26 protein-coding genes are annotated in these 25,254 nt (G+C 36.4%); 1 reads left to right on the top strand and 25 read right to left on the bottom strand.

Going from position 1 to position 25,254, the window contains the following annotated elements; translation table 11 throughout:
- Nucleotides 1-28 precede the first annotated feature (28 nt).
- From GMA13_RS07375 to GMA13_RS07445, 16 genes are all read right to left on the bottom strand, one after another.
- Nucleotides 29-1,546 carry a PEP/pyruvate-binding domain-containing protein gene (locus GMA13_RS07375; protein ID WP_255910751.1) on the bottom strand — a complete coding sequence of 506 codons (1,518 nt, stop codon included), beginning with the start codon at nucleotides 1,544-1,546 and terminating at the stop codon, nucleotides 29-31.
- A 95-nt stretch (nucleotides 1,547-1,641) separates the two neighbouring features.
- On the bottom strand, nucleotides 1,642-4,209 hold the full coding sequence (locus GMA13_RS07380) for a tetratricopeptide repeat protein (protein ID WP_255910754.1): 2,568 nt from the start codon (nucleotides 4,207-4,209) through the stop codon (nucleotides 1,642-1,644).
- 16 nt (nucleotides 4,210-4,225) lie between these two features.
- On the bottom strand, nucleotides 4,226-4,777 hold the full coding sequence (locus GMA13_RS07385) for a hypothetical protein (protein ID WP_255910757.1): 552 nt from the start codon (nucleotides 4,775-4,777) through the stop codon (nucleotides 4,226-4,228).
- Nucleotides 4,767-5,216, bottom strand: a complete 450-nt coding sequence (locus GMA13_RS07390) for an SMI1/KNR4 family protein (RefSeq protein WP_255910760.1) — start codon at nucleotides 5,214-5,216, stop codon at nucleotides 4,767-4,769. Before GMA13_RS07390 ends, GMA13_RS07385 begins: the two co-directional genes overlap by 11 nt.
- Nucleotides 5,217-5,232: 16 nt before the next feature.
- Nucleotides 5,233-5,586: a TerY-C metal binding domain-containing protein gene (locus tag GMA13_RS07395; protein ID WP_370687065.1), complete on the bottom strand. Its 354-nt coding sequence runs from the start codon at nucleotides 5,584-5,586 to the stop codon at nucleotides 5,233-5,235.
- Nucleotides 5,561-5,641 carry a hypothetical protein gene (locus GMA13_RS10630; RefSeq protein ID WP_370687066.1) on the bottom strand — a complete coding sequence of 27 codons (81 nt, stop codon included), beginning with the start codon at nucleotides 5,639-5,641 and terminating at the stop codon, nucleotides 5,561-5,563. The genes GMA13_RS07395 and GMA13_RS10630 overlap by 26 nt, the downstream gene beginning before the upstream one ends.
- A complete protein-coding gene (locus tag GMA13_RS07400; protein WP_255910766.1) occupies nucleotides 5,607-6,689 on the bottom strand; it encodes a hypothetical protein in 1,083 nt (360 codons plus the stop codon). The genes GMA13_RS10630 and GMA13_RS07400 overlap by 35 nt, the downstream gene beginning before the upstream one ends.
- A gap of 231 nt (nucleotides 6,690-6,920) precedes the next feature.
- The gene (locus tag GMA13_RS07405) at nucleotides 6,921-8,288 is read right to left on the bottom strand and encodes a protein phosphatase 2C domain-containing protein (protein WP_255910769.1); all 1,368 of its coding nucleotides are present in this window, start codon (nucleotides 8,286-8,288) and stop codon (nucleotides 6,921-6,923) included.
- 32 nt (nucleotides 8,289-8,320) lie between these two features.
- Nucleotides 8,321-9,115: a hypothetical protein gene (locus GMA13_RS07410; RefSeq protein WP_255910772.1), complete on the bottom strand. Its 795-nt coding sequence runs from the start codon at nucleotides 9,113-9,115 to the stop codon at nucleotides 8,321-8,323.
- 13 nt (nucleotides 9,116-9,128) lie between these two features.
- The gene (locus GMA13_RS07415) at nucleotides 9,129-10,430 is read right to left on the bottom strand and encodes a serine/threonine-protein kinase (protein ID WP_255910775.1); all 1,302 of its coding nucleotides are present in this window, start codon (nucleotides 10,428-10,430) and stop codon (nucleotides 9,129-9,131) included.
- A 94-nt stretch (nucleotides 10,431-10,524) separates the two neighbouring features.
- Entirely contained in the window at nucleotides 10,525-11,835 is a 1,311-nt protein-coding gene (locus GMA13_RS07420) for a hypothetical protein (protein ID WP_255910779.1), read from the bottom strand.
- Between the two features lie 27 nt (nucleotides 11,836-11,862).
- Nucleotides 11,863-13,191 (bottom strand): type IV secretory system conjugative DNA transfer family protein, encoded by a 1,329-nt coding sequence (locus GMA13_RS07425; protein WP_255910782.1) that lies wholly within the window; start codon nucleotides 13,189-13,191, stop codon nucleotides 11,863-11,865.
- A gap of 16 nt (nucleotides 13,192-13,207) precedes the next feature.
- A complete protein-coding gene (locus GMA13_RS07430; RefSeq protein ID WP_255910785.1) occupies nucleotides 13,208-13,363 on the bottom strand; it encodes a hypothetical protein in 156 nt (51 codons plus the stop codon).
- Between the two features lie 13 nt (nucleotides 13,364-13,376).
- Nucleotides 13,377-13,787 carry a hypothetical protein gene (locus GMA13_RS07435; protein WP_255910788.1) on the bottom strand — a complete coding sequence of 137 codons (411 nt, stop codon included), beginning with the start codon at nucleotides 13,785-13,787 and terminating at the stop codon, nucleotides 13,377-13,379.
- Between the two features lies 1 nt (nucleotide 13,788).
- Entirely contained in the window at nucleotides 13,789-14,763 is a 975-nt protein-coding gene (locus GMA13_RS07440) for a transglutaminase domain-containing protein (protein ID WP_255910791.1), read from the bottom strand.
- Nucleotides 14,764-15,093: 330 nt separating this feature from the next.
- Nucleotides 15,094-15,537: an SLOG family protein gene (locus GMA13_RS07445; protein ID WP_255910794.1), complete on the bottom strand. Its 444-nt coding sequence runs from the start codon at nucleotides 15,535-15,537 to the stop codon at nucleotides 15,094-15,096.
- Between the two features lie 110 nt (nucleotides 15,538-15,647).
- Here GMA13_RS07445 and GMA13_RS07450 point away from each other — a divergent pair, with 110 nt between their 5' ends.
- Nucleotides 15,648-15,809, top strand: coding sequence for an Arc family DNA-binding protein (locus GMA13_RS07450; RefSeq protein ID WP_255910797.1), 162 nt, complete (start codon nucleotides 15,648-15,650; stop codon nucleotides 15,807-15,809).
- A gap of 46 nt (nucleotides 15,810-15,855) precedes the next feature.
- On the opposite strand, the gene GMA13_RS07455 is transcribed toward GMA13_RS07450, so the two are convergent.
- The 9 genes from GMA13_RS07455 to GMA13_RS07495 all read right to left on the bottom strand — a co-directional run bounded on the left by GMA13_RS07455 (nucleotide 15,856) and on the right by GMA13_RS07495 (nucleotide 25,250).
- Nucleotides 15,856-16,116, bottom strand: coding sequence for a DUF6809 family protein (locus GMA13_RS07455; RefSeq protein ID WP_255910800.1), 261 nt, complete (start codon nucleotides 16,114-16,116; stop codon nucleotides 15,856-15,858).
- A gap of 61 nt (nucleotides 16,117-16,177) precedes the next feature.
- The gene (locus GMA13_RS07460; protein WP_255910803.1) at nucleotides 16,178-16,411 is read right to left on the bottom strand and encodes a helix-turn-helix domain-containing protein; all 234 of its coding nucleotides are present in this window, start codon (nucleotides 16,409-16,411) and stop codon (nucleotides 16,178-16,180) included.
- 23 nt (nucleotides 16,412-16,434) lie between these two features.
- Nucleotides 16,435-18,504 (bottom strand): type IV secretory system conjugative DNA transfer family protein, encoded by a 2,070-nt coding sequence (locus GMA13_RS07465; protein ID WP_370687063.1) that lies wholly within the window; start codon nucleotides 18,502-18,504, stop codon nucleotides 16,435-16,437.
- Nucleotides 18,477-19,397, bottom strand: a complete 921-nt coding sequence (locus GMA13_RS07470) for a DUF3991 and toprim domain-containing protein (RefSeq protein WP_255910806.1) — start codon at nucleotides 19,395-19,397, stop codon at nucleotides 18,477-18,479. Before GMA13_RS07470 ends, GMA13_RS07465 begins: the two co-directional genes overlap by 28 nt.
- A gap of 158 nt (nucleotides 19,398-19,555) precedes the next feature.
- A complete protein-coding gene (gene mobP3, locus GMA13_RS10635) occupies nucleotides 19,556-22,462 on the bottom strand; it encodes a MobP3 family relaxase (RefSeq protein ID WP_255910809.1) in 2,907 nt (968 codons plus the stop codon).
- Nucleotides 22,463-22,465: 3 nt separating this feature from the next.
- Entirely contained in the window at nucleotides 22,466-22,876 is a 411-nt protein-coding gene (locus GMA13_RS07480; protein ID WP_255910811.1) for a hypothetical protein, read from the bottom strand.
- A gap of 373 nt (nucleotides 22,877-23,249) precedes the next feature.
- Entirely contained in the window at nucleotides 23,250-23,915 is a 666-nt protein-coding gene (locus GMA13_RS07485) for a hypothetical protein (protein WP_255910813.1), read from the bottom strand.
- Entirely contained in the window at nucleotides 23,908-24,159 is a 252-nt protein-coding gene (locus GMA13_RS07490) for a DUF6103 family protein (protein ID WP_255910816.1), read from the bottom strand. Before GMA13_RS07490 ends, GMA13_RS07485 begins: the two co-directional genes overlap by 8 nt.
- Nucleotides 24,160-24,167: 8 nt before the next feature.
- Entirely contained in the window at nucleotides 24,168-25,250 is a 1,083-nt protein-coding gene (locus GMA13_RS07495; RefSeq protein WP_255910819.1) for an NlpC/P60 family protein, read from the bottom strand.
- Nucleotides 25,251-25,254: the final 4 nt, after the last annotated feature.

The following is a 25,254-nucleotide window of genomic DNA, read 5'->3' on the forward strand; positions in this document are numbered from 1 at the left end:
AGCTGATTAATATGTTTTTCCCTTTTGATTAGCTTTCGATGGCATTGATATATACTCTAAATCCGTCATAGATTGTATACAGTACTGCAATTACATTCACAAAATTATTGCTTATTGTCCTAATCATCAAGTCAAGCATTTTTTGAGAGGATTCTGGTGGCTTAGATAAAAGAGGAATAGTATTCAATCCAAAATCACGAGAGATATTAAGGCTCAAAGATTTTTGCATATATACATTTTGAGATTCATCTGACACATATTTTTTTCCAACACCAGACTTTTCATTAAAATTTCCGAACACCATCTGTTGAATACAAATTGCTTGTCCAGCGGAAAAAGGTATTTTATTATCTCTTCTGTATATTCTAGCTCTAGGAGAATCCCACATTTTATATGCAGCGTCTATAGCAAGGAACAGCTGATCATAAGGTTCCTGCGGAAACTCATCGAATGTCCATTCTTTATATTTCTTTATCAAAAGATGTACAATTGATTTATAGTCATCTGCATTTGGTATTACACTTTGATTATTTAAACCACTTTCGGTTAACCCTTTAGTCTTCTGCCAATACTCACTAATTGCTTCCTCAATGTATTTCTTTGGAATTTCTAATACTTGATCCATAAATCTAACTATAAACTGACAATATGTAGACCAAGCCCACTCTTTTCCCATATAATCAGCAAACTGCTCTGTTACCTTTTCATTAAAACCTATGCAAATCACATCATCTATAAGTCCCGGCATCTTAACGGTTGGGCTCACGCATAATGAGAGTATCAGAGGATTTAATTCATCTCCATATCTCTTGCCGGTTATTTCTTCCAACTTAAGAATTTCGCTTTTAACTTCTGCTTTTAATTCATCTCCTAACTTGCTCATATTTTCATAATAGTTCGTGTTTTCTTTTGAATTGATTATAATACCTTGAGGAACTGGTATCCCCATTTTTGTTAATTTAGATAGATGTTGAGCTTTTACTCCGGTTAACTCAACATCTAATTCAGCAGCAGCTAGAAAATCAAACACTCTTTTATATCCTACATTATTTGATTTCCCCTGAATATGGTCTTGTTCCTTAGTAATCTCTGTCTCACTCTCTGGTTCATTCTGTCCTTCAACTTGATTATATACGATTACTTCATCAGAGTCCCACTTAAGCGCTACTGTTATCCAACCTACCACATTACTAGCATATTCCTTGCTCATAAAGCACTCATCCATAAGAATGCTTGTTGCTTTTTTTATAACGATTTCTCTTGAAGCTTTTGATGAATTGCCAGTTAACAGAATACTAATAAAGTCAGTACCACAACAATTCTTTAATAATCTATATTCTTTAGTTAAGAATGGGGCATAGTCACTGAAATAAGACAGCAATAACCTTTTGTCCTTTAAAACATCAACACCATATTCATCTACAATAAAGCACAATATCTCTTCCGGCTTTTTCCTTTCAAATTGAACAAGGCTTTCGCCACAAAATGGACATACTAGTATTGATCTAGAACTATTCCATTCACTATTACATTTTTCACACTTCATTTATACTGCTCCTTATGTATTAAATAACCCACTAAACATTATTTTTTGTTGCATTTATTTGTTGCATTTATTTGTTGCATTTTTTCCTTAAGTAATCAAAACCAAAATTTTTTAAGTTCTTCTGCAGCTGAATCATCACCTTTAGCTACTGCTTTTCTTAGTAAATCTTTTGCCTTATTTTTATCTTTTTTCACTCCAATACCGTTTTTATATAGTATTGCGAGTGCTCTTGCTGCTTCAAAACAGCCAGATTCATATGATTCTTTTATGCATTTAAACGCTTCATCCGGTTTGTTAAGCACAAATGCGTTTATCAGTCCTAACCGACACAATGCATATATCGAATCTTTACGAGCAGCTTTTATATAATAATCAATAGCTTTTTGAACATCGGTATTTACTTCCCATCCATTTTCCATTATTGTTCCCAAAAGGGAATATACTTTCCCATCATCAAGTTTATCTGCAAAATCTGATAATGCCCAAACTAAAAAGCTGGGCTCATTATCAAATTTTTCTAAAATCATTTTCTTTACAGAGTCTCTTAGCTCATCTGAAAACTTTCTAATCACAGTATTATCTTCATTGTGTATAAAATAATCAGGGTGAGTTAAATCCACAAAATATATCCGTGTGAGTAAATACAGCCCTTCATTAATCCCTAATACACTTGCTTTATCGTAAAGTGTAATAGCGTATTCTATCATATTATCATCGCCGTATTGATACACTAAATCTGCCATTTTAATCATTGTCCATTTCACATCTTCTGAGTCACTAGAAGATATTAAATGGCTAGCTTTTGAAAGGTACTGCGTTGCTTTGTTTCTGTCTTTTCCCACCCCTATACCTGTAAAAAACATTTCCGACACTTTAATTGTTGATAGAATATTGTCGTGATTAGCTGAAGAAAAATACCATTTAAACGCCTCGTGTTCATCTTTTTTAAAATGGAAACCAGTTTCATAAGCAGTTCCCATTACTCGTTCAGCTTCATCATATCCATTGTCGGCTGCCTTTTGATACCAATAAAAGCACTTATCTTCATCGTAGAATTCATCTTCAAAATAACGTTGAGCTAATACATATTGTGCAGCTGCGAACCCATTATTAGCAGCCTTAGTTAAATAATAGAATCCTATATCGGTATCATAAAGCTCAAAGTTATTATTAAAGTACCAAAAAGAGATCATATATTGCGCTCTCTCGTTTCCTAAATCAGCTGCTCTTTTGATATATTGAAACGCTTTGCTTTTATCTGGTTCTATCCCTTCTCCCAGATAATATATATATCCTAATCTCATAAGAGCGTTTATATTATCATGTTCAGCTGCTTTCTCATACCATTCACGAGCTTTAACATAATCACGTTTTATGCCTCTTCCAAAATAAAGCATATCCCCAACAAAATTCTGAGATAAGAAGTGTCCTCTTTCTGCAGCAAATAAAAAGTGCTTATATGCTAGTGAATAATCTTTATCTATTCCCATTCCGTAATAGAAAATCTTTCCTAGTTCATAATGACATCTCTTATTACTAGTATGAGAAATAGAAGAAAGCATTTCAAAGCCAATTCTCTCTTGCTTTTCAACCGGATTTCCATACAAATAACACTTGGCTACTTCTACTTTCGCTGCAACATGTCCTTGAACGCTTGATTTTTCTAACCATTTTAACCCTTCGTTTGGATTCTTTTCACCAAGCGTTCCATACATTAAGTCAAATCCTAAAAAGTATTGTGCATCGCTATCTCCATATTCACACATCAATACTAAGTTTTTCTTATTTGCAACATATATTTCTTTTGCCTTTATTTCATTTTTTTCACATCCTTTTCCCATTCGATACATGTCCGCAATCCACGCTTTTGCTAAAGGACAGTTTTCTGCATCTGCATTATATTTGAAAATACTACGTGCTTTATCATAATTAACATCGCACCCTTTACCAAAATAATACATTTGCGCTAGTTTTGTTCCCGCTAAAGTATTTCCGTTATTATACGCTTTCTCAAATCGTTCTAGAGCATCCTTAAAATCCTCTTGTACACAAGAACGCATTCCTAATTGATATTCAATATTCTCAGATTCATACTCGTATTTTTCTTTACAGAAGCCAAATTTAAGACGAGTAAATTTATTCTTTCTCTCAGTATTATTTACAGTTGTCGATTGAAAATCATTTTCAATGTGTTCCAACTCTGATATTTCAGCTTTTTCAATTTTTCTTTGTTTAGTTAGAGATTGGGCTTTTGTTGAAGAGAGCTCCCATTTTAGCGCTATGGTAATCCAATTAACCACATTGCTGGCATACTCCTCACTCATAAAGCATTCATCCATAAGCAACCTAAGAGCTTTTTTTATGGCTATCTCTTTTGACTCGTTTGATGAAGAATCACTGGACAAAAGAACACTAATGAAATCTGTGCTACAGCAGTTCTTTAGTAGTTTGTATTCTTTATTCAAGTGCGGGGCGAAGTCGCTGAAATATGATAACAATAGTTTTTTCTTCCGAAATACATCAATTCCATATTCTTTCATTATATAGCTCAATATTTCTTCAGGCTTTTTTATTTCTGATTGAACAAGACTCTCACCGCAAAACGGACATACTTGTATTGGTTTTGAACTATTCCATTCACTTTTGCATTTTTCACACTTCATTTTTTCTCCTATCCATTTAACGCTTGATACCGGTACCTTTTGATTTCCCGTGAGTAGTAGAAGCACTTGTTTTACTCGAAGATTCAGTATTACTCTTTATACTTGATTTAAAGCTATCAATTTTTTGATTTGCATTGTCATTGCTTTTGCTGGATTGCTTAATTGTTTTTGATAATTTCGTATTTAGGTCGTATAGAGGAGCTTTTGGATGTTGATTACCCCTAAAACCATTCATTTCTTTTGTTTTGGGATCGTAGTAACCGTTTGTTTTATTATGATAGCTTCCTCGATGAGCACCGTATAAATGCTCTTTTTCGGTCAAAAACTGAATATTCTTAGAATCACCAGCAAACTTAGGGTATGTACTGACAGATTTCATGTGATGCCCATCATATCCAGAAACAGAACCACGACGTATCAATTCTTTCTTTTCTAAATTTGTCCATTGACGAGTGCCTTTACCTTCTAAAACTCGTTGCCTTTCTTCTTTCCAAGCCTGACGAACCGCTTTTTGTCTTTCCGCAGTCAGTTGTTTCTTTTGCTTAGGTGTTAATGTGCTATTGCTCATTCTGCTCACCATTTATTTCCACAATATATCCTTTAATCAATTCATCTAACCAAAATTTTAAATTACTCCATTGATCAAACAATTCATTATTCTCATGATCCCACTGAATAATACACTCTGGTTTCTCCATTTGAATGCACAAATAATCACCAAAGTTATATTTGCCAAAGATTAGATACTCTTCAGGAATACTCATTGATTTTTTTATAACTTGATTTGCTTTTATCACATCATTTTCGCAATCAATACCATAGATAATAGTACCAGGAATAAATATTTCTCCACCGTTAAAAAGACTAATCAACTCTCGATAACTTTCGGGTAATTCAATATTATTTTCCTTTTGGTATTTCTGAATATCTTCTTTTGAATACGGTGGCATTAATTCGCTATTTCCAATCGACCTTACCTGATTTATCAAATTCTTCATAATTAACATAATAATCACCTTGAATTTAAAATTTATCCCCAGTCACAGTAAACCTTTCTGTGGCTGTTACTATATTTTCCATTGATGTTCCGCACCAGTGGCAAGGTAAGTTTTCTTCACCATTCCAACATGTCAACTTTTGGCATGTACCACACTGAACAAAACTTTTTGATCCACAATAAGGACAACCTGGGTATTCTTCTGTTGCAAAAAGATTACCCACAACCTTGTTGGTATCATATCCTTCATTTTTTGCGTGCCTAGCGTTTATCTTAAACGCCCAAGTTCTATACCAGTCTCCATCTTTCATCTTTTGGACTCTAACACCAAAAGCCTTTTTTTCTTTGTTGCACCTAATTAATATAATATTTGCTTCCATTTTCTTTCCTCCAGTATTTATTACCATTCATCATCGTCCCAACGAGGAGTTTCATCCTGTTTGGAAACTTTTATTAACCAGATATTATCCTTATCGGAAACATAATCTCCGTCTTTTAAGTAAGCTTTAATAAAATTGGCAGTACAGCTCAAAAAAACATCTTCTAAACCCTCGTTTATAAATGTTATCTTTCTATCATTAATGGAGCATCGTAATGATGCAATAAATGTTTGCTTAATGCAAAAACACTCTAATTCATCAAACAAAAAGGTTCTAGCGCTTTGTCTTTTAATACAATAGCTAATACTGATTTTTTCATCGAGTTTGTTGTTTATCAAAACTGAATGATTCGTTTTTGATAATTCAAAAGCAATAGTAAGGGCTTTATCAGGGGAAGAAGGTCGTATTTGACACAAACAAATGTTTTCTTTATCTAATAAAACCAGTTTATTGTTATCACGAGTCATAATTTCAAATACTGAACTATAATCCTCTTCTGATTCTACTTCTAATCCCAATGGTATATCAATTGGAGAAATTATCTGTTCAAATGCGTCTAATCCATATGGACTAATAATTGCTTCGGTTGTTCTAGTGAATTTTTCTAAATAAGACATATTATTGTCTTTTTCAATAGGAATGGCTATTCTTAATGAATTATTAAACAGGGAGTTTTTATACAGGTTTTCTATTGCGGTATAAACACCCTTATTTTGTGATGTTGCTGAAAGTAAAGTAATTATTGGTTTATAATATCCATACTTTCCAAAGTATCCTTCAAAATATTCTTTTACTAATACTGAATCACATAAATATTCTAATGAATTACACATATCAAAGCAAAAATCTGATTCTAATTCAGTATAATAAAAATCCTCTATGTTAATAAAACCACTTGTAACGTTTTGCACTTTCCTTAAAGCTGATATTATCAATACTGCAATATTATAATCCTTATGTTTCTCCGAAACATCTGATAAAATCTCACCAATAGAATACATAACTTCATTAATGGTTGCAAGAGATTCTCCATTCATTTCATTTGAATTATCAACTATGAAAATAAATGGCAGCGTTTTTTTGAATGTTTTTTCATTCGACATATAATTACCTCTTTATCAATTCTTATTATTTCTTTTCCACAAAACGGACAGTATTTTTCTTTTCTATTATTTGAAGCTATTAGTTTCCATTCTTCTTTACAAGCAACACACCGCATAAATAACCCTATAAATAAAATCCATTTTTTCTAAAACAACTAAATTTGTGATTAATAGCAAGAGCTCCACAGTCTTTCGACTGTCGGAGCTCCATGTTCGTTTTAATGCATTGAATTAATCTGTTGCGCTTTTTAATGCGTTCAACTTTTCGACTGTTTCTTGTCTTTTTCTCTTATAATCTTCGTACTTGTCTATATAAGGGAAATATTGGGATTCAATCTTTTCCTTGCTTTCTTCTACGATAACAAGTTCATTCTCTGCATCGGCTAATTCGAGATGAAGCTGCGCCAGCTTATCTTTTAATTGAGATAGGTTATCTGCAGAACCAGATAGTAGCTTTATCAAGTCAACAGCCATACTTGGAAGTCCATTAAATTGATCAGCGTGTTCATCCATTTTTTTCTGCTGAACCTGTATTTCGTTTGCAATGTCGTTGCATTGCTTTTTTAACAATTCGACCTTAGATTTAGCTTTTTCATATTCAGAACAAATCTTGGTATATTTATTCTTCAAATATTCGAACTTACCACCGTTTTCAATAGAGTTAATTCTATCAGTATATATTGCTATTTCATCCTCTATGTCTACTAACTTGTTCAATTCTGAAAAATCATCTAAGAAACACTTCGTTCTTTCAATATCAACAATACCACATACAGTTACATCATCTGCACTTCCGTTCTCACTTAAACGGCTCAACTCTGTTGATAGATAATTTTCTAATTCTTCAATACCGTTTTCACATGCATATTTAAGTAATTCTCGATAATAGGCGTGCATTTTTTCCATAGACATAGGAAAACTATCTTCCACTCCATCGCTACCCGCTACACAAGCAATTACCGGATTCTCGTCCAAATCAATAATATAATAGCGACAACTCTGAGCTGCATCTGGATCACAGAGAGATGTTGTAGCGTTTGCTAGACATCTATCATCCCAAGGTATGGGTTGTGATACATTTCCTTTGCAATCAAACACATCGCATCTTCCATCACCTTGCTGTAACAGTAATAAATATCTCTCCGTTAATAGAGCTGATATTAATGTAGTGCCATAAGCTTTTTCAATCATCTTTCCCTTAATAAAATTGGGAGAATATAAGGGGGCATTTGAAAGTTCTTCCGCTGAAAACGGATTGTTTTCAAAGTCTTGATATACTTTCTCCGTCCACTTGCTTACAATACTATTGATTAAATGTGCAATTATCTTATTTGATTCGTGCTTATCGTTGAGCAAAAGGTCATCCCAGTTCTGCTGTTGAATCTCTTTGGAAAATGTTTCGAGTTCATCACAAACGACTTCGCAAATATACTGAGAACCTAAAGAACTTCTTATGCAATTAGAATCGCCGTGACCATCGGCAACAGCAAAAATCTTTGCTGTGCCGAGATCGCGCTTCATACCATAATCCTCACAAGGAATGTCTTTTTTTATATGACTGTAACCTCTAACTCGGTTATAGAAAACATCATATGACAAGGAAATCTCTCCTCTCTAAATCCGAGTTTAGTTTAATTCCAATCGTCATTATCGGCTCCCCAGCCATTGTCACCATCATCTCCACCAAATCCATCGTCTCCACCAAAATCATCACCAGAATCGCCAATAATAACGGGATCATTCTCGTCGCCTTTTTCAAGCTCTTTAACCGCTGTTTCAGCAATTTCGTCGCCCTTTGCATCTCCAGCGACACGAGATTGTCCAGCTAACAGTGAGGCTGATACAGATACCGCTACAATCAAATCCTTTAATTGTTCGGTATCATTAGTGCTAATTACTGCTTCTGAGTTGCCAACTAGTTCTTTCAAAACTTCCACATCGGCATCATCGCCAATTGCTATAGCAACTTTTCTAGAATCTTTGAACCATCTGTTGTTTTCGGTAACTGACTTTAACTCTTTCTTCCAGTTATCGGTGGGACCACCATCGCTCATAAAAATAATAACAGGAAGGCTAAATCCGGTCTCACTAACCAAAAAGGCACTGCGGCTTAGTTTTGAACCAAGCTCTTTCAATGCTTCTCCCAAGTCAGTTACTCCACCAGCGGTTGCATCATTCCAATAAAAATCTTCCAAAGCAACAAGTCCGCCTTTTGTTATCCATTTTGCTCCTGAAGAAAACTCCAAAGCAGCAATTTTAATCTCAGATTCGGGTAAATCGCTTGCTTTCTCACGAAGAACCTCTTCGCAGTCATGCATCGCTTCGTTTACTGCTGAAATACGATCTCCGGACATACTGCCAGAAGTGTCAATTGCATAAATGATTGGTAAAACCTTCTTAATTTTTTCTGTTCCTTGTGCAGGCATATTTTTATCCTCCTTAATTTAACTCAATTTTTTTATCAAACGCTTCAATTATAATACCACTCTTGAATGGAACAACACCTTTTGCTGGAACTTGATTAACTTTTCCGCTTGGCGTAGTTGCTTGAATAATATCTGGAAGCATATTTTTATAACCCAAAACGCTTGGATTATCTGGCTTTGATACAATCAATCCGACAGGTGTCAACGCGTCATCAGCATTACACATTCCCAATTGACATCTATAGATTCTAGAACCCTTTACTGCTGTTACAGTATATTGTGGGAGTTTGATAGAATGCTTAATTACAACGGGCTTTCCGCAATTATCACATTTAGTTGTTGTTGCGTTTTGCACAAATACCTCGTTTCCACAAGAACACCTTACTATATCGCTTCTAAATCTAGTTAATACTTTAACCCAATCCAGTTCTCTTAAGCGTCTGTTTGGATCTTTTAGCGCTTCTTGACTAAACGCTTTAACAAATTCATCTTTCAAATATTTGGGCATACAGTTCCAAATATCTATAACCCAACCTTGCAGTTTCCTATCCGGACGATTAGAAGAGTTGTTAGGATCAAAAATAAATAAAGGATCTGATCCATATAATTTATCCTGAATCTTGTCAGTTAATACAGTTGAATCAACCCATCTCTTTCCTTCTAACGGATTGTTTGTAAAAAGAATTAAAAAAAGAATAGCAGCTAACGAATATCTATCAGACTGTTTATTAGGAAGTACTTTTCCTTTTCCAACAACTATTTCAGGAGCCATATATCCAGCCTTTCCTAAAATACCTGTTGTTGTACCATCTGGAGCCACATTATCATTGTCACAGATCAATACATCACCATTTTTAGGGTTAATGAAAAAGTTTCCGTCATTCAAGTCCTGATAACTATATCCATTATTATGTAGAATTCTAAACGCAGAAACAATTCGAATGCAAACCTCTGTAGCTGCTTTAAATGAACCTAAGTTGTACTTCTTAGAACCAAGTATTTTACTTAATTCGTAATAACCTTCTGGTCTTAGATCCATCAGATATCCAAACGAACCTTCCGTTCTCTCTGTTACAGCTTCGGGCCACAAAAAAGCCTTATCAGGAGATCCCTTATCTGCATTTCTTTTCAGATTGTCATAAAACGCATCCGGATTTCGCAATGATGACGGCTTATACCATTTAAGCGCTTTCTTTTTTCCGCCGTACTCGACAAGGTATACATAACCTTGTCCACCTTCACCAATGTTTTTGATGATTTTAATCTGTGCTCCGAAATTGGTCTTTAAAACCTTTCCCGGTTCAAATTGTGCCATTACCATACCACTCCTTTGATTGTTATTTTGGCAATTTATCAAACATAGATTGTTTTATAAAACTAATTTAGACTATAAATGAGCATTTAAACAATCACACAAAAGTGTGAAAGAGTTTATTATCTGCGTTCCTATAAAAATACACTTCACCATTAACCATTCTGTTTATCTGCTCAGGCTTTACAATGTATTCTCTTTTGATATTATAGTTAGTTGTTGTAGTATTGTTCTTGCCGGGGAACAAGGAGAAGGGGCTGTGTCGCATTGAACCTTTTGAATAAGATGTAGACGCTTCTTCTTTATTATAATACCCAATTGTTTCTGCCCACTTAGAACTTGTTGCACCAGAAGAATGACTAAGAATAATAATATTATCGCTATTACCGACAAGTGTACTAAACACTTTATCGTCGCCTTCACAACTTGAAAGTATATCATCACCAGATGCCACAAGTTTGCATCTGGTGGATTTTTCGACAAAGCACTTTTTTAATACTTCCGTACTTGAACACGACAGATTATCAGTTATTAATGCAAGCTCTTTTCCTTTTCTTAGCTCATTTCTCACTTGAACTAAAAGCATTCCAATTAAAAGCGCATTAGCATTTGAGGAAATATTAATGACTATTACTTTATTGTTATTTACTGCTTTAACTATGTTTTTGCGCAATTTGGGATTTCTTGCTAATAAAGGTTCGGCTTGATCATATAAGTCACTAATCAAAGACTCAACCTTAAACTGCTCCGACTGTCCCATCATAAGTTTAGACTTAATAGCTTGACCTTGTGTATCGGTGATCTTTCCATTATTAATCAAATCATCGATAAAATCGAAAAGCTGTCCATGCGGACATTTATAGAACATTCTAAGAGTTGGTTGAAGTTTTTTAACACGAAGATAGTCACACATACCCTCTATGTAGTATCTTGCATTATTCTTTATATCATAATCTGCAGTTGCAGTTTCAACCAAAAGCTTGGTTATTTCTTTAGTACTGCAATTTAAGAAAGGTTCAAGTTGAGGTGAATTAGTATCTATAAAAGCAACACTATTTGCAGTTATTTTTGATGCCAAAGTGCTTTTCAGATAATCATTATTTTCATGGATTACGACTGTCGGGATTCCTTGACTATGAGTTTTAATAATTAATTCCGAAAGCCATTGACTTCTTTCCCTTATGTTGCCTCCAGAAATAAGAGTATTATTAATTGAGCTGCCAGAATTTATCAGCTCATCAACTGAATTATGTTTTTGTTCAATCACTCCCCGATTTATTCTATCAATTTTCTTTCTCGTGTTCTTGTTAATCAATGAAATAATACCATTTATTATTTTTGCAAAACCATTCCAGATTAATGCAAAAAAGCTGAATATCATTTTCATTATTAAAAGAAACCAGCCCATACTAATTATATCCTTTCAAAGACAAAATTACTTATACATTTCAAAATAGAACTTAAAAGGCTTTTGAAAAGGCAAACCCACTATTGCTTCTCCGACTTTTAAATTGATTAAATCCCAATCTTCCACAGTATATCCTTCTCGTCTATACTCTATATATTTGTTATCTAATCCTCTATATTGCTCTAAAACGATGTTTTTTCCAAACAAATCTCTTACAAAATTTCTGGTTGTAGTGTCGTTTGCTCTGAATGCATATATTGACGAGAAACCAGCAGCGATATTTCTCCCTTTTTCGAGTTTATAGATTTCATACAGTTGTTCTATACTCTGAAGGCCCGCAAATATTTTTACCCCAAGGCTCCTGCCAAAATTCACTCCATCATCAATGTGTTCGAGTCGTGGAAGCAACTTAAACTCATCGCAAAACAAATACACATTTCCTTCAGTTTTTGTTCTTCCCAGAGCTTCTTTCAGTGCAAGATCAAATAGGAGAGAATAGATCGGTGTCAAAACACTACCTATTGATAAATCATATTCGATAAATAATGTCCTACCGCCTTTTTTTCTCACAAAATCTCTTATCGAAAACATCCCATGACCAGAAAAAACTCCAATGAATAAATCACGGATAACTGAATATAATTCAGATAAAACACCTTGTGTTTGCTGTCCTTCCTCTTCAATATAGGATATTACAGAAGTGAATTCGGGAAAATGACTTAATGTGGTAACTATTTCGCTAGAATCATGACCGTTTAAATACTCTAAAAGTTTATCGTTATAAAAATATTCGCTAGCTATCGAACTTTTCGCACAAGAAGGATTATCCATTTTTGCGCCTTTAATGAAAGATGTAATAATGGCTGCTAAAAGATCTCTTGCTGCGTTTGGGAAAAAAGCATTGCTAGAATTCTTTTCTGTTCTTTCCTTAAAGAATGATTTACATATTTCTTGAGTATTTATATTAAATCTATCTTCGTCCCAACCATCAGCCAAGATTTCTCGAAAAATATTCCATCGAACAGATTTGGAGATATATTGAGGCGAGTTTCCAATTACTAAGTCACCGTTCCGGGCGAACTTATTATAAAAATCGCCCTTACTATCAAATATAATCATAACGTCATTAGATGTCATTCTGCTCTTGATTTGATTAATAAAATGGTAAAATAACGTTGTTTTTCCACACCCAGTTCCACCGATTAGCATAGAGTGTTTACTTAAAACATCTTGATTTAAAAGAAACGATGCTCTTTGATCATTATGCTCTCCATTTAGTTTAACCAAGCCATTAGAAACTACTGGGGGTTTATTTTGATTTAGTATTGATCCATACAGCAATGTCTTTGTTGCCATAGTTTATCCCAATCCTTTATCTTGTTTGACCGCCTTTTGTTCTTCCGGCGTTTCCTTTTTGTCCCGGTGTAGGCGCATTTGTTTTTTTTGCTCCGTTGTTTTTCACTTTCGGATGTTGATAATTTTTAACTTTTAAACTCTCTTTAAAACTGTTTACATTATTGTTTGCCATAACCATATCTCCTTTATCTATTGAATTTTATAAATCCTTTACTTTCGCTTTGTTGATTGAAGTTAATAAATAACAAAGCAAATAACAATTTACACATTTCATTTTTTCTATCAAATTCTATTAACCAAAGTTTTTTTTCATTATAAGAAATCATTTTATGAAAAAGTTGTATTCTTTCTGTTTTTTTAGCTTTGTACTTTCCCCTTAAAGATCTAACATTAAATATTGTTCTTGTTTTTTTCTCAGAAAGCAAACAAATTATTTGATGTATCTGTGGAATACTAATCATATGATTCTTAACACAAGAAAATATTATATTTCTTACATTAATAAAATCATCTTCTGGAATACTATAATGCAGCTTATCAATTTCACCTATTAATTTTCTTTCTGTAATTGGGTCAAGTCTAATATAGTTTTTCATACTAAAAATTCACTTTTAAGATTACACAGTTTATCGATTTTACATATACAACTGAATATAAAGGAATCTTGATGGATTCTTGTTTAATTATTAAGCTTATTTCTTGTAAAACCTCGCTAGTTGAGTTATAGTTTTGAGTTACATCAAAAATTGATAGTTTCCTTTTTTCTTTGGATATTCTCTTTAGATTAACTTTAAGGTCGTTTTGATTCTTAATCTGTATTATCTTTCTTTCGTTGACTCCTTTATTAATACAATCTGGATATGGAGCTTTATTCCAAAAGTGATCTCGTGCGATAAAACCATCTGATACATTATAATAAATAACAGATTTAACCAAACTATAAGTATTACAATCCCATGTCGAATCCACATGATATATACCATTTGGACGTTTTATGATATTCCAAGCATGGCGTTCTCTGTTGCCTGTTGATTGGTTAATTGCAAACCCACTAACAATAATACAAGGTATTTCAAATTCATCACACAACAATTTCATCGCTTTTGAATAGCCTTCACAAACTGCTTTACCTAATACTAAAGCACCATAAACATTATATAAATCTTCTTGTTCGAATTGATATGAATATTCAACATGAGTCAAGATATACTTGTAAACGAAAACTTCTCTATCTATGTTTGGTTTATAATGCGTTCTAATCTCCTTTATCTTACTAAATATTTCTTGTTTTTTTGTTTCTATTTGTGAGCGTGAAAACAAAAACTTACATGAACAAATTGTATTGAAGGATGTAATCGAAAAAGATATTTTTGACATATCAATATAAAATAATTCCGGATTATCTTTCAATATACCCTCGATTATTCTCTGAAAATCCAGGTCTTGATATGAGCCTATTATAGTACATGTATCTTTATAAGATAACCAGTTTTGGAGTAAGGCATTATAAACCCTTTGTTCTCTCTTATTTAGTGTAGAAAAGAAATATTTTGTAAATACCTTAAAATGCACACTAACATCCCTTTAATCTATTATCTAGTCTTTTTGTATCTATCGATTGTGAATAACGATTCACGAATAATTTATAAAATCCCATTAGAAATTATACCAAATAGCACGAATAGTGTCAATTGCACTACGAATTTATTGTGGATTATGCTACAACATGTGTGCTCCTATTTGTATAAAATAACGAACACGATTTAACTCATAAAAGCAAATACTTATTAACCGACAAACTCAAGGTCTATGAATCATAAAACAAGCTGCATAAATAGCACAGATAAGTTCAACCTTAGATTTTTAAACTCATATATGGGACTAGTTTTTATTGCTTAGTTTTCATAAAACCCTTACTTCTTTTTCTTGCTTTTCTGCATATTTTAATGCCTTAAAAGCACCGCCATAGTTTCTTTTTATATAACCAATTATAATATCACACTTATTTACTAACCATTGGTTTCTCTTGTTAATTGCTGCTTTATAATGTACTCCTGCTAACTCCGTTGGAATTATAACATCATCATAATACAAACCAGAATAATGGTTGTGGTTTTTATTTATCTCATTCGTCATATACGGCTTTACGCATATCAGCTTTATATTTGGATAGCGTTTCTTTGCTCTGCGAACAGCAGAAGAAAATAAACTATCAAATTCTCCCATTCCTCCTGTATAAAAATATACACATTCCTTTTCAATAGCTTGTTGAATCGCTTTATCAAGTCTTTCAGTTATATCCTCAAACACTTCTCTATGTCCAAATCCACAACACGCTTTACTCATACCCAACTCCGATTAGATATATTTTAGATATATTATATATTTATTTTTAACAGTATAACACATATTAGAATTAAAATAAAGTCATAATAAATATAAAGTGAGGTTTTATTATGGCTGTTAAGAGCTTATCCATTCGAATTGATGAAGAAATGTTAAACAAATTACATGTTGTGGCTGACTATGAAGGTCGTTCGGCTAATAGTCAAATTCTTATTTTGATTCGTGACAGTATAGAAAAATACGAAGAGAAACATGGAAAAATAGAAATATAAAATAGGGCTGTCAGCGACTTTTGCCACTAACAGCCCTATCCCCTATTCATTTCATTGTTTCGTACATTAATTTGACTCCAAGCTTGAATCCTATTGTAAACGCTTCGCATTCACCCAACGTGTTCCGCTCATTCTGATTAGCCTTTAATTTTTCGAATATCTCGGTTTGCTTATCTGTTAACGTTTCTTTGAGTTGATCTTCATGCTGAATAATACATTGCGTGAGTTTATCATACTCACTGTCCTTATGGACTACTCTATCACTCATAGCAACAGTTCCATACCATAAGCTTTCAATTAGTGTCATTGTAGCACCGCCTTTCAAGCACAACAGTATATCACAAGAAATTCAAAAAGCCAGACCAAAGCTAAATGTTTTTCAACTTGTAAAGCAGGCTACTGTTCTCTCCGTTATAGCGATAACGCTGCTCGGTTTCAATTAGCTTTGCTTTACGCAAATCCTTAACCGCTCTGCGCACTGTAGCCGCTGACAATTTCGTGTCGGCGGCTATTCTATTTACTGAGGGCCAGCATACTCCATTCTTGTTTGCTCTGTCCTTGAGATAGATATAAACAACAAAAGCACGGTGAGGTAAATCCATTCTGTAGATGGGATCAAGTCTGCCTATTTTTGCTCACCACCATTCCGATAAACTCTCGGCTGCATTGGTCGAGTCTGAGGCTTTTGAGCTTTCTGCTGCTCCATTACGCGCTTATTTCCGTTGCTTGATTTTGAGTCATCTTTTTTATCAGACTTCTTTTTTGAGGCAGGCGGTTTCATCTCTTTGTTCTCAGCAGGATGACTTGCCTGTTCGAATGGTACGTCTTTATTCGCTCTTGTCGCTTTTAGGTTACCTCCTGATGTTTTGTCATCAGATTTATCTTTCGCTGCCGTTAATAAATCCAGACGATATTTCTTAATTATAGCATCTGTGAGTTCCTTCTTTTTAGCATAATGCACCTCACGGTTTCCGTGTTCCTCTATTGAGAACGGAGTCTCGAAACTGATTCCCCATTTGAAGAACAGCTTTAGCTTAACCTTCATTGGATGCTCTGCTGTTTTCATCACTACAAAAGTTCCTTTAGGAAGGTTCTTGAGTTCGTCTGATGTCATTAAAGGACGTTCAATCATCTGTACTGATTGCGAGGGGTTATCCTTACTCCTGCTGACAGACCCCGACATTACTGTTCTGGAACCAAGGGCTTTTGAGAGTATTTCTGCAGAGGTACTGTTCGGAGCGAAACCACCGAAAATTGTGAGCTGAGTATTATCGATAATGACATCCGCACCCTCTTTTCCGTAGTTCTTTTCAAGCTGTGCAAAGGACTGAATAATGGGAACTATCTGTAACCTTCGGGATCGGGATGCGGAAAACATCATCTCTGCCGATTCAATCTTCGGCAGAGTGCCAAACTCATCGCAGTAGAACACACAGCGATTCTTGAGCTTGCCGCCGTTCTCATCCGCTACAGCGAGTATCTCTCGGTAGAGCTGTTGGATAATCAGCGACACCATAAAGAATTTACCGGGATCTTCCTCTGGCATAACAATGAAGATGGCTGACTTCTCATTACAGAATTTCTCTGCGTCAATCTCCGTATCAAAACAGAGAAGCTGCTCTAACTCTGAGTCCAGAAAAGCGCTTAGTCTGGAAAGTGCGGTTGACATTACCGATACCATCGTATCTTCTGCTGTTGTCAGCGCGGCACCGGCAAACCACTTTGCCTTATGATTTTCGGGAAGTAAATCCATAACTTGCTGAAACTGATTCTTGCCTTTCTTGTTAGATGGAGCCAGTAATTCTTGAATAATCTTGTATACGGAAACGATGTGTCTTTCGCTTGGCTTACAGAATTCCGCTACGAGCAGGATTGTCGCTGTGAGTAAACCCTCGGCTGAATCATAGAAGTATGCATTCTGTCCGTAAGAAGCAGAATCACCGCCCGACATAATAATTGTCTTGGCTATAATCTTGGCGTACTTCTCCGCTTTTGCCTTATACACAAGCTTCATCGGCTCTGTCTTAAACATATCCGTATACTTGTTAACAAGGTGAAGGAGATTGTTGCCATTGGAGCGAGTTGGATTTCTCAAATCAATTACGGAGATATTGTAGTCGTAATATTTTGAGGCAATTTCTCCATAGTTTCGTACTACATCTCCTTTCGTATCCGTACTGAGGAAAGACATTCCTGTGGCACACGCATATTCGATACACGGGTACAGCCAGAATGCTGTTTTACCGACACCCGCCGCACCAATCATCAGTGCGTGTACATCTCCTGTATCCACCATTGCTGTGGTAGTGCCTTTTTGAATCGGCTGTGGAATGTATTTCTTGTTCTTCTTTCTGCGGAATTGGTTTCTCAGCTTTCTGAGTCTGTACCACACTCTGCGGAGAAAGTTTGTAAAAATAATCAGCCTGCGATTTTTACAACCAACTACTATTCCCTGCTCCTTTGGTCTGGCTTTTGGATCTGTTCTCCACTTATCCGGCTCATAGTTAATGTGCGTATAGATTCTACGAATTTCTTTCTTCGTTGCCCACCGAGCCGTACCATGCTGTCCGTGACCGACTGTCTTGTCCTTAATGTTGTTAAGGTTATATCGGTTGGACAGCGACATTACCACAGCAAAGAAAAGAAACAATGCACCGACTGCTATAATCAGTGTGCCGACACCTGATGGTAACATAGCTGTCCACTCCTTTCATCATAATTTAACCATTCCTCGTTCCAGTCCTTGAAGTGCGGAGTGAGGATTTTGTATTGTATTCCCATTTCTTTCAGTTTTTCTGAAATTCTGCGATTTGCCTTGTGTCCGGCTTTATCGTTATCCATGCAAAGATAAACCATCTTGAGATTTGGATTATCTTTTAGGCATTGAAAAAGCACCCTGTCCGAAACTGAGCAGGATGCCGCATAGGTGTGATTGTACCAATTTTTCTTGTGCATGGATATAAACGAAAGCATATCTACGGGAGCCTCAAACAGAAAAATCTTGTCTGATTTCCCATTCCAGTGAAAGCTGTATTCGGGGATGCTTCCGGACACATTTCCCTTGAAGGAGCTACCTGACAGCGTTCCGCGCTTGTGGAAGTGTCGAGGCTTTCCTTTAGGATCGTATCCTACAAACACCGCATTGTGGTATTCTTTATCCTCATAAATCATCTTATTGTGAATGAAAGCATTGAGAACATCTCGGTCAATACAACGATTCAAAAGCAAGTAGGCATAAGTTCTTCTCATGTCCGAGTTTGGCTTGGGAGGTTTCAACTCCTTCGGCTTCTTATCAGCAGAAAAAGAATGAATGATTTGACCGCCGTTCTGATTGAGAAGGAAAGCAACCGCATCGGGATAGTCTTTGTTGTAATACCTTCTGATAAAGTCAATCGCATCACCGCCCTGCTGCTCGTACTGATTAAACCACACATTTCCTCTGACAGTCACCTTTTCGGATCCATCTCGCCACTCATATTCCGATCCTGACCGCTTGAGCTTCTCTCCCTGATTTCTGAGGAATTGCACGAGGTCTGTGTTTCTCGCTCGTTCTTTTTGCTCTTTTGTGAAATAATTAAAACTTGACATTACTTCTCCTATACATCAATCTTTTAGTCATAAGTTTGTCTTTCTATCTTTCTGTTGTAGTTATCTTACTTTGGGTTGTTATACCACTCCTATCATCATGACAGGACGGTCCTATCACCGAGTAGGTATAACTGCCCCTTGTTAGTAAGCTATATTTTTTAATGAAGTCCGAGACCGAACTTCTTATCGTCAATTTTCTGACGAGTTTTTCTCTCGGTTTTGATTCTTCCGCGCCGTCTGTTCTGCTCAATCTGATTTTGTATGATTCTGCTAAGATGGTGCAGGAGCGATAAAGAACACATCGCTGCGGACGGACTTCGTCCTTTGCTGTGGCTGTTCAAGAGTTGCAAAGCATAGGGATTGCCATTCTTGGCAGATTCAATCAAATATTCATAGGCAAGTTCCATATTCTTTTCAACGCCGTTGCCGTACAAATACAGCTTTCCGAGCTGATATTGGGCATAAGCATTTCCCTTTTCCGCTGCCGCTTTCAAATAGAATACCGCCTTGTCTGTATCCTGAATCTCGTTTAGATAAATCTTACCAAGCTGATAGGCTGCATACTCGTTGTCGACTTCAGAAGCTCTCTCAAAGTGATAAACGGCTCTATTAATATCTTGAGGTATTACATCTCCTTGATAGTAAAGCTTGCCGAGCAAGTATTCAGCATACTCGAAATTATCCGCTGAAAGTTCTTCAAGAAACTGTACCGCTATATCCGGGTATTGGGGAATATTCTCGCCGGACAGATATTCCTTTGCTAAAAAGTATTTGGCATACTGATTGCCGCTGTTCATTGCTCTGACCAACAAGTCAAAACCTTGTGAGACATTCTTCGGCAGATTTTCTCCTTTGAACAGTTCTTTGCCGAGAAAGTACATTGCTCTAACATTCTCGTTATCTACCGCTGTCCACAGATATTTCAAAGCTAAATCTGTATCAACGCCAATTATTTCATCTTGCAGATAGAGTTTCCCCAAGAGAAATTGAGCATAACTGTTGCCTGCGTGAGCTGCCTTTTCAAGATAATCAACAGCTTTGATAGGATTGTAGCCGTTGTAATCCTCACGCAGATATAGCTTGCCGAGACCGAACGCAGCATTGGTGTTCTTGAGCTTGTCTGCCATTTCAAAATACATTTTGGCTTTATCTAAGTCCACTTCCGTGCCGACTCCATTGAGATTCATTTGTCCGAGGCGGTAATAGAGCTTATCGTCAGCCATATTGTTTTCTATGGCAAGGAAACCGTTGTACGCCTTTCTGTACCACTCTTGAGCGGATGGCACATTCTTGGCAGTCCCGATTTCCTCGGTCAGCATTTGAGCAAGCTGATATTGCGCGTAGGCATTTCCTTTTTTCGCAGCGAAGGTATATAACTCAAACGCTTTTTGATAGTCTTGCTCGACTCCGTTACCATAGTAGTAGAGCGATGCCAAAGAATAAGCGGCGTACTGATTTCCTAAGTCAACTGATTTTTGAAACCATGAAGCCGCTTCAGTATAGTCCTGTTCCGTGCCGTAGCCCTGCTGATACATTTTACCGATTCGGTATTGCAGATACGCTGGCTTTTTCTCGCTTGGCAGTTTATCAAGAAATGCTTGGAGAGCTTTTGCAAAGTATTCCTCTGCCTTGTTCTCGTCCTTTTGTATGCCGAGACCATCCAAGTACATTTTGGCGAGGTCGTGCATAGCAAATCCGTTGCCTTTGTCCGCTTCAAACGAGAGTAACTCCATTGCTTTTTGAAAATCCGGCTTAACCTTCTTATTGCCATACAGATATTTTCGGGCGAGCTTGTATTCGTTAGTCCACCAACTCTTTTTGGCAAATGCTCTCTTGTCAAGTTCGTCAAAATCTAAAGATTCTGTATCAACAGCAGGCTCTTCTGCAACCATTTCTGATTCAACAACTGATTGCTCAACTCCTATATCAATCTTCTCATCGTAGAAATCTCCTTGTTTTATTCGAAGCGCCTCCTTGATTACATGGTTTTTTATTGTTTTAAATTCTTTGTTATCCACCAAAGGGATTCTATCGGGAAGTGTGTCAGTATATGTTCGCAGCACTTCTTCCCTCTGCTCATACCAAAGATTATACAACGCAGCGATTTTCTCGTTTTTAGAAAGTTCAATGACGATATTATCTACCATGTCCTTGACATCAGCCTTGAGGTAACCATACTGTTTTTTACCGCTAAGCTTAGAAAGTTTGTTGGAAAGCTGACGGAGTAATTCTTCTACTTTTGGATTGTCATAATCTCCGTTGTTAATTTGATTAACTATATCCTCTACAATCGTCTTGCTATCAGATCTAAGCTTGTTTCTGCTCTTCGTCTGTTTCTGATAGATAGATACCAAGTCCTGCGCAAAGATTTGCCTCGCAAAAACAGAACGCAGATTTTCAACTCCCTGTTCCGAAAGATATCCTTCATTGGGATTTGCAGAATATGCAATAAGGTGGATGTGAGGATGATAGGATTCATTATGAAACGCCGCATACCAACGCAGATTCTCAATATCGATTTTGAGATTACTTGCCAACGCTCCCGTCTGAGTACGAAGCATATCTCTCCACCTTGCTCCTCTGTTGAAATCCAAGCGTTCTGCATCTTCTCGCCTTAGAGAAATGACTGCAGTCCAGATGTTTCCCTTGTGCTTATCCAATTCCTCTTGCACTTTAGTTAGCTTAACAGGCACACCGTTGTTTGTAAACAATCCGTGTCTGCCAAACTTTTCAGCACGAGGACGTGTCGCAATATATTTCGCATAGGTTTCTCTGCCTGCGATTTCATAACTGTTATCCTCTATCGTGCGAGTAATAAATTCAGAAGCGGATCCAACCGTTTTCTTTGCCATATAGTCCTGATATTCAAGGCTGTCAGCAGAGTCGGGAAAGTCCACGAGTAACTTTTCAGTTAACTCCTGTTGTCTTGCCGTAGACGGAGCAAATCTTTGCGAGTTATCTATCTTTTCTACTCCCTCACGGGTAGCAATGTACTTTGCATAACCGCCTGCGCTTTGCTTTCTGTCCGGCTTTAGATATTTGAATTTTGTAACAAGTTTAGCCACAGATTACAAACCCTTCTGCCAGTTATCTGCTTCATCAAATGTAAATATCCCATTTGTCTTTTTTACTTCCTTGATACATTCACCTCGTAAGGTCTTGAGGACTTCCTTATCAACGCCGCTCTTGAAAGCGACAACATTCATTGTGATAGCGAGTTCTACCGCCAACTTAAAAATCAATTTACTGATTCTGTTATCACTTTCTCGGAACAGCGCTTCCATAGTAGACATCAGAACTGTTGAAAGATATTGGCTGTTATCATTGTTCCTTAGAAATCCACAGTAGAACTTGATAGCCTTTTGGATGAATTCACTTTTACTTTCGCAATTATCCTTTTCATAATTCTCATCCACCAAATCAATAGTAGACTTATTAGTATACAAAGCAAAGCGTATTTTCTTATCTGCTTTATCCATATTTTTCACCTCAATTTCTCTTGTCGAACAGATTTGAGTACAAAATAATGGCTTGAACATCGGCAAATCGAGTATTTCAGTCGCACAGATTGACACAAAAGTTGGTTTTAGACACACACTTTTTCTAAATCCTGAAACTCCGAAAAATGGCTTTGCAGTCGGCATTGCCGACTGCTGTCATCTGCGTGTGGTCGCTTCAGCGACACACACGCTTTCTCCTGCTTTCTTTTCGACCCGTGATATTCGCACCACTTTGCCGATGATTTTGCCTTTCGTTTTATTCTGTAAATTAGCCCTGCGTTTCGTTACCTTCGTTCAAACGATTACTTTCCCGTCTGCGTTTAGAAAAGCCGACACAAGGCGAACACGGCGATTAGAGGTGCATTGTACTGCCCTCGTCCTGACCTTCGCTGCTACACTGTACAATATACTTTTTAATATCCTCGTTGAACATGTTTCGTTTATCTTCTTCACTGAATCCTAACTTATGCTCCAACCTATCTATTGCTACTCCAAGATAGTTAAGGTCACAGCCGTACATATCCACGCCATTTTTATCACGCATTTCAAGAGTACCCACTTCAAAATCGAAATGGGTTTCGCATACAATTCTGTCATCGTTTTTCTGTGCATCCGACAGAACATTAAAGACAGGCTCGTCAATATAATCTGTGTAATCGAATCTGTCAACAAGACTGTCAAGTGACAGTTCATCCTTGATGTCATAAAGTTCATCATAATAAAGACGAGCGGCATCATATAGTGAATTAATATTTCTAGCGGTAAAGAAAACATCGTCATCCTCATCATGAAGATGAATCAGAGCAAAACAATTTTGCTCTTTCCACTCACGCTGTTGCTCCTGCACGATATCCGCTTCAACTTTATCTTTGACTTCCTGCGGTACGAGTTCACCGTACATCCTATCAAGGTGATTAATTAACTCATTACGCAAATTTTCTTCCTCGTTACCAAACTGACCGAGAATTGCGTTGAGCTTGAATCGGTTATAATCGAAATCAAAGTTGGTTTCAAACATTCTCTTTCACCTCACTTTTGTTCTCACTCGGTTTTGGACGAGAAGATTTTGGTCTGCTCGGAGTCTGTGCAGAACACTTGAGATCAATAAACTCACGAACATTTGCAGGAACATATTTGGCATACAGAGTGTCAAGAGCCTTTTCAAGCTCTGACTTCACATCTATATCCCGCTGTTCCATATATAGCTTGACGGCGGAGAGTTTCTCACCGTCATACATAATACTGACATTAACTTTTTTCATTAGCTACCTCAATTTTTCTTACTGTTGTTTTTGTTATCGGTTTTTGAATTTGAATCTTTCTTAGTGTCGGGATTCACATATTCTATATTTGGAATCTTCAGCCACTTACTCCAACCTCTGTTTTTGAGTTGTGTTTTGACAACTCCGTAAGCAGTACCCTGTGCTTCAATAACTTCTCCATTACCGATATATACGCCGATGTGTCCGTTCATCCAAACAGCAACTCCGGGTATCTCGGGAATAGTAGAGATGTCACCGCTTTCCTTTACATTGCTCCAAATAGAATTAGCGCCGCAATCGGTAAAGCCGTTTGCACCGGAATTAATACTTCCGTCACTCGGATTATACCAAGCGTAGGATTTAATCAATCCTATACAGTCCACAACTCTTCTTCCGAGCCATTGCTCACCGACTGTTCTCATTGGTCCGCCTGCTTCATTGCTACCAGGATAGAGACTTGCTTGCTGATTCAAATACTGTACTGTGCATACCTGACCATAGCCGCCATAGACATATCCCCATCCATTTTTGTAGGCATCCTTACACCATTGAACGAGGTCGAGGTTATTTTTCTTACTTGCGTCATAGTAGTCGGATACTGAAATCTTGGTGGAGGATACCATCTGCATCACCTTGCTGAAATCATCATACTTCAAATCCGTTCCAAACTTTTTATTGACCGCTTTTACTAAATCATCATCGGAGATATCTTTTTTAAAACAGGAAACAAAGTTTTTGACAAAATCTTTTTCTTTGGATTTATCGGACAAAGCAAACACGTATATAACTTCGGCTTGCGTGTTGTAGGATGATAACTTTTTCATTTTAAGTTCTTCCTCTACTTTCGTCATCGTTTCATTTATCAGCTGAATTCTCTCATCATTCTCTTGCTGAGCTACTTGGGTAATCTGACTTTGAAGGGATTGAGTATCAATATCCATCCCTCCGCTTAACAACGATACAATTGCAATTACAGGCATAAAGATAACCAACAGAATAATCAGAATTACCATACCTACCTTTTTCAAAGCTTTCGGATTGGTAAGAATAGCGATTACAATTTTCTTTAGGGCTGCGCCCACTGTTGCCATATGC

Origin of the sequence: Ruminococcus sp. zg-924, assembly GCF_024433635.1 — a bacterium.
Lineage (GTDB): Bacteria > Bacillota > Clostridia > Oscillospirales > Acutalibacteraceae > UBA7067.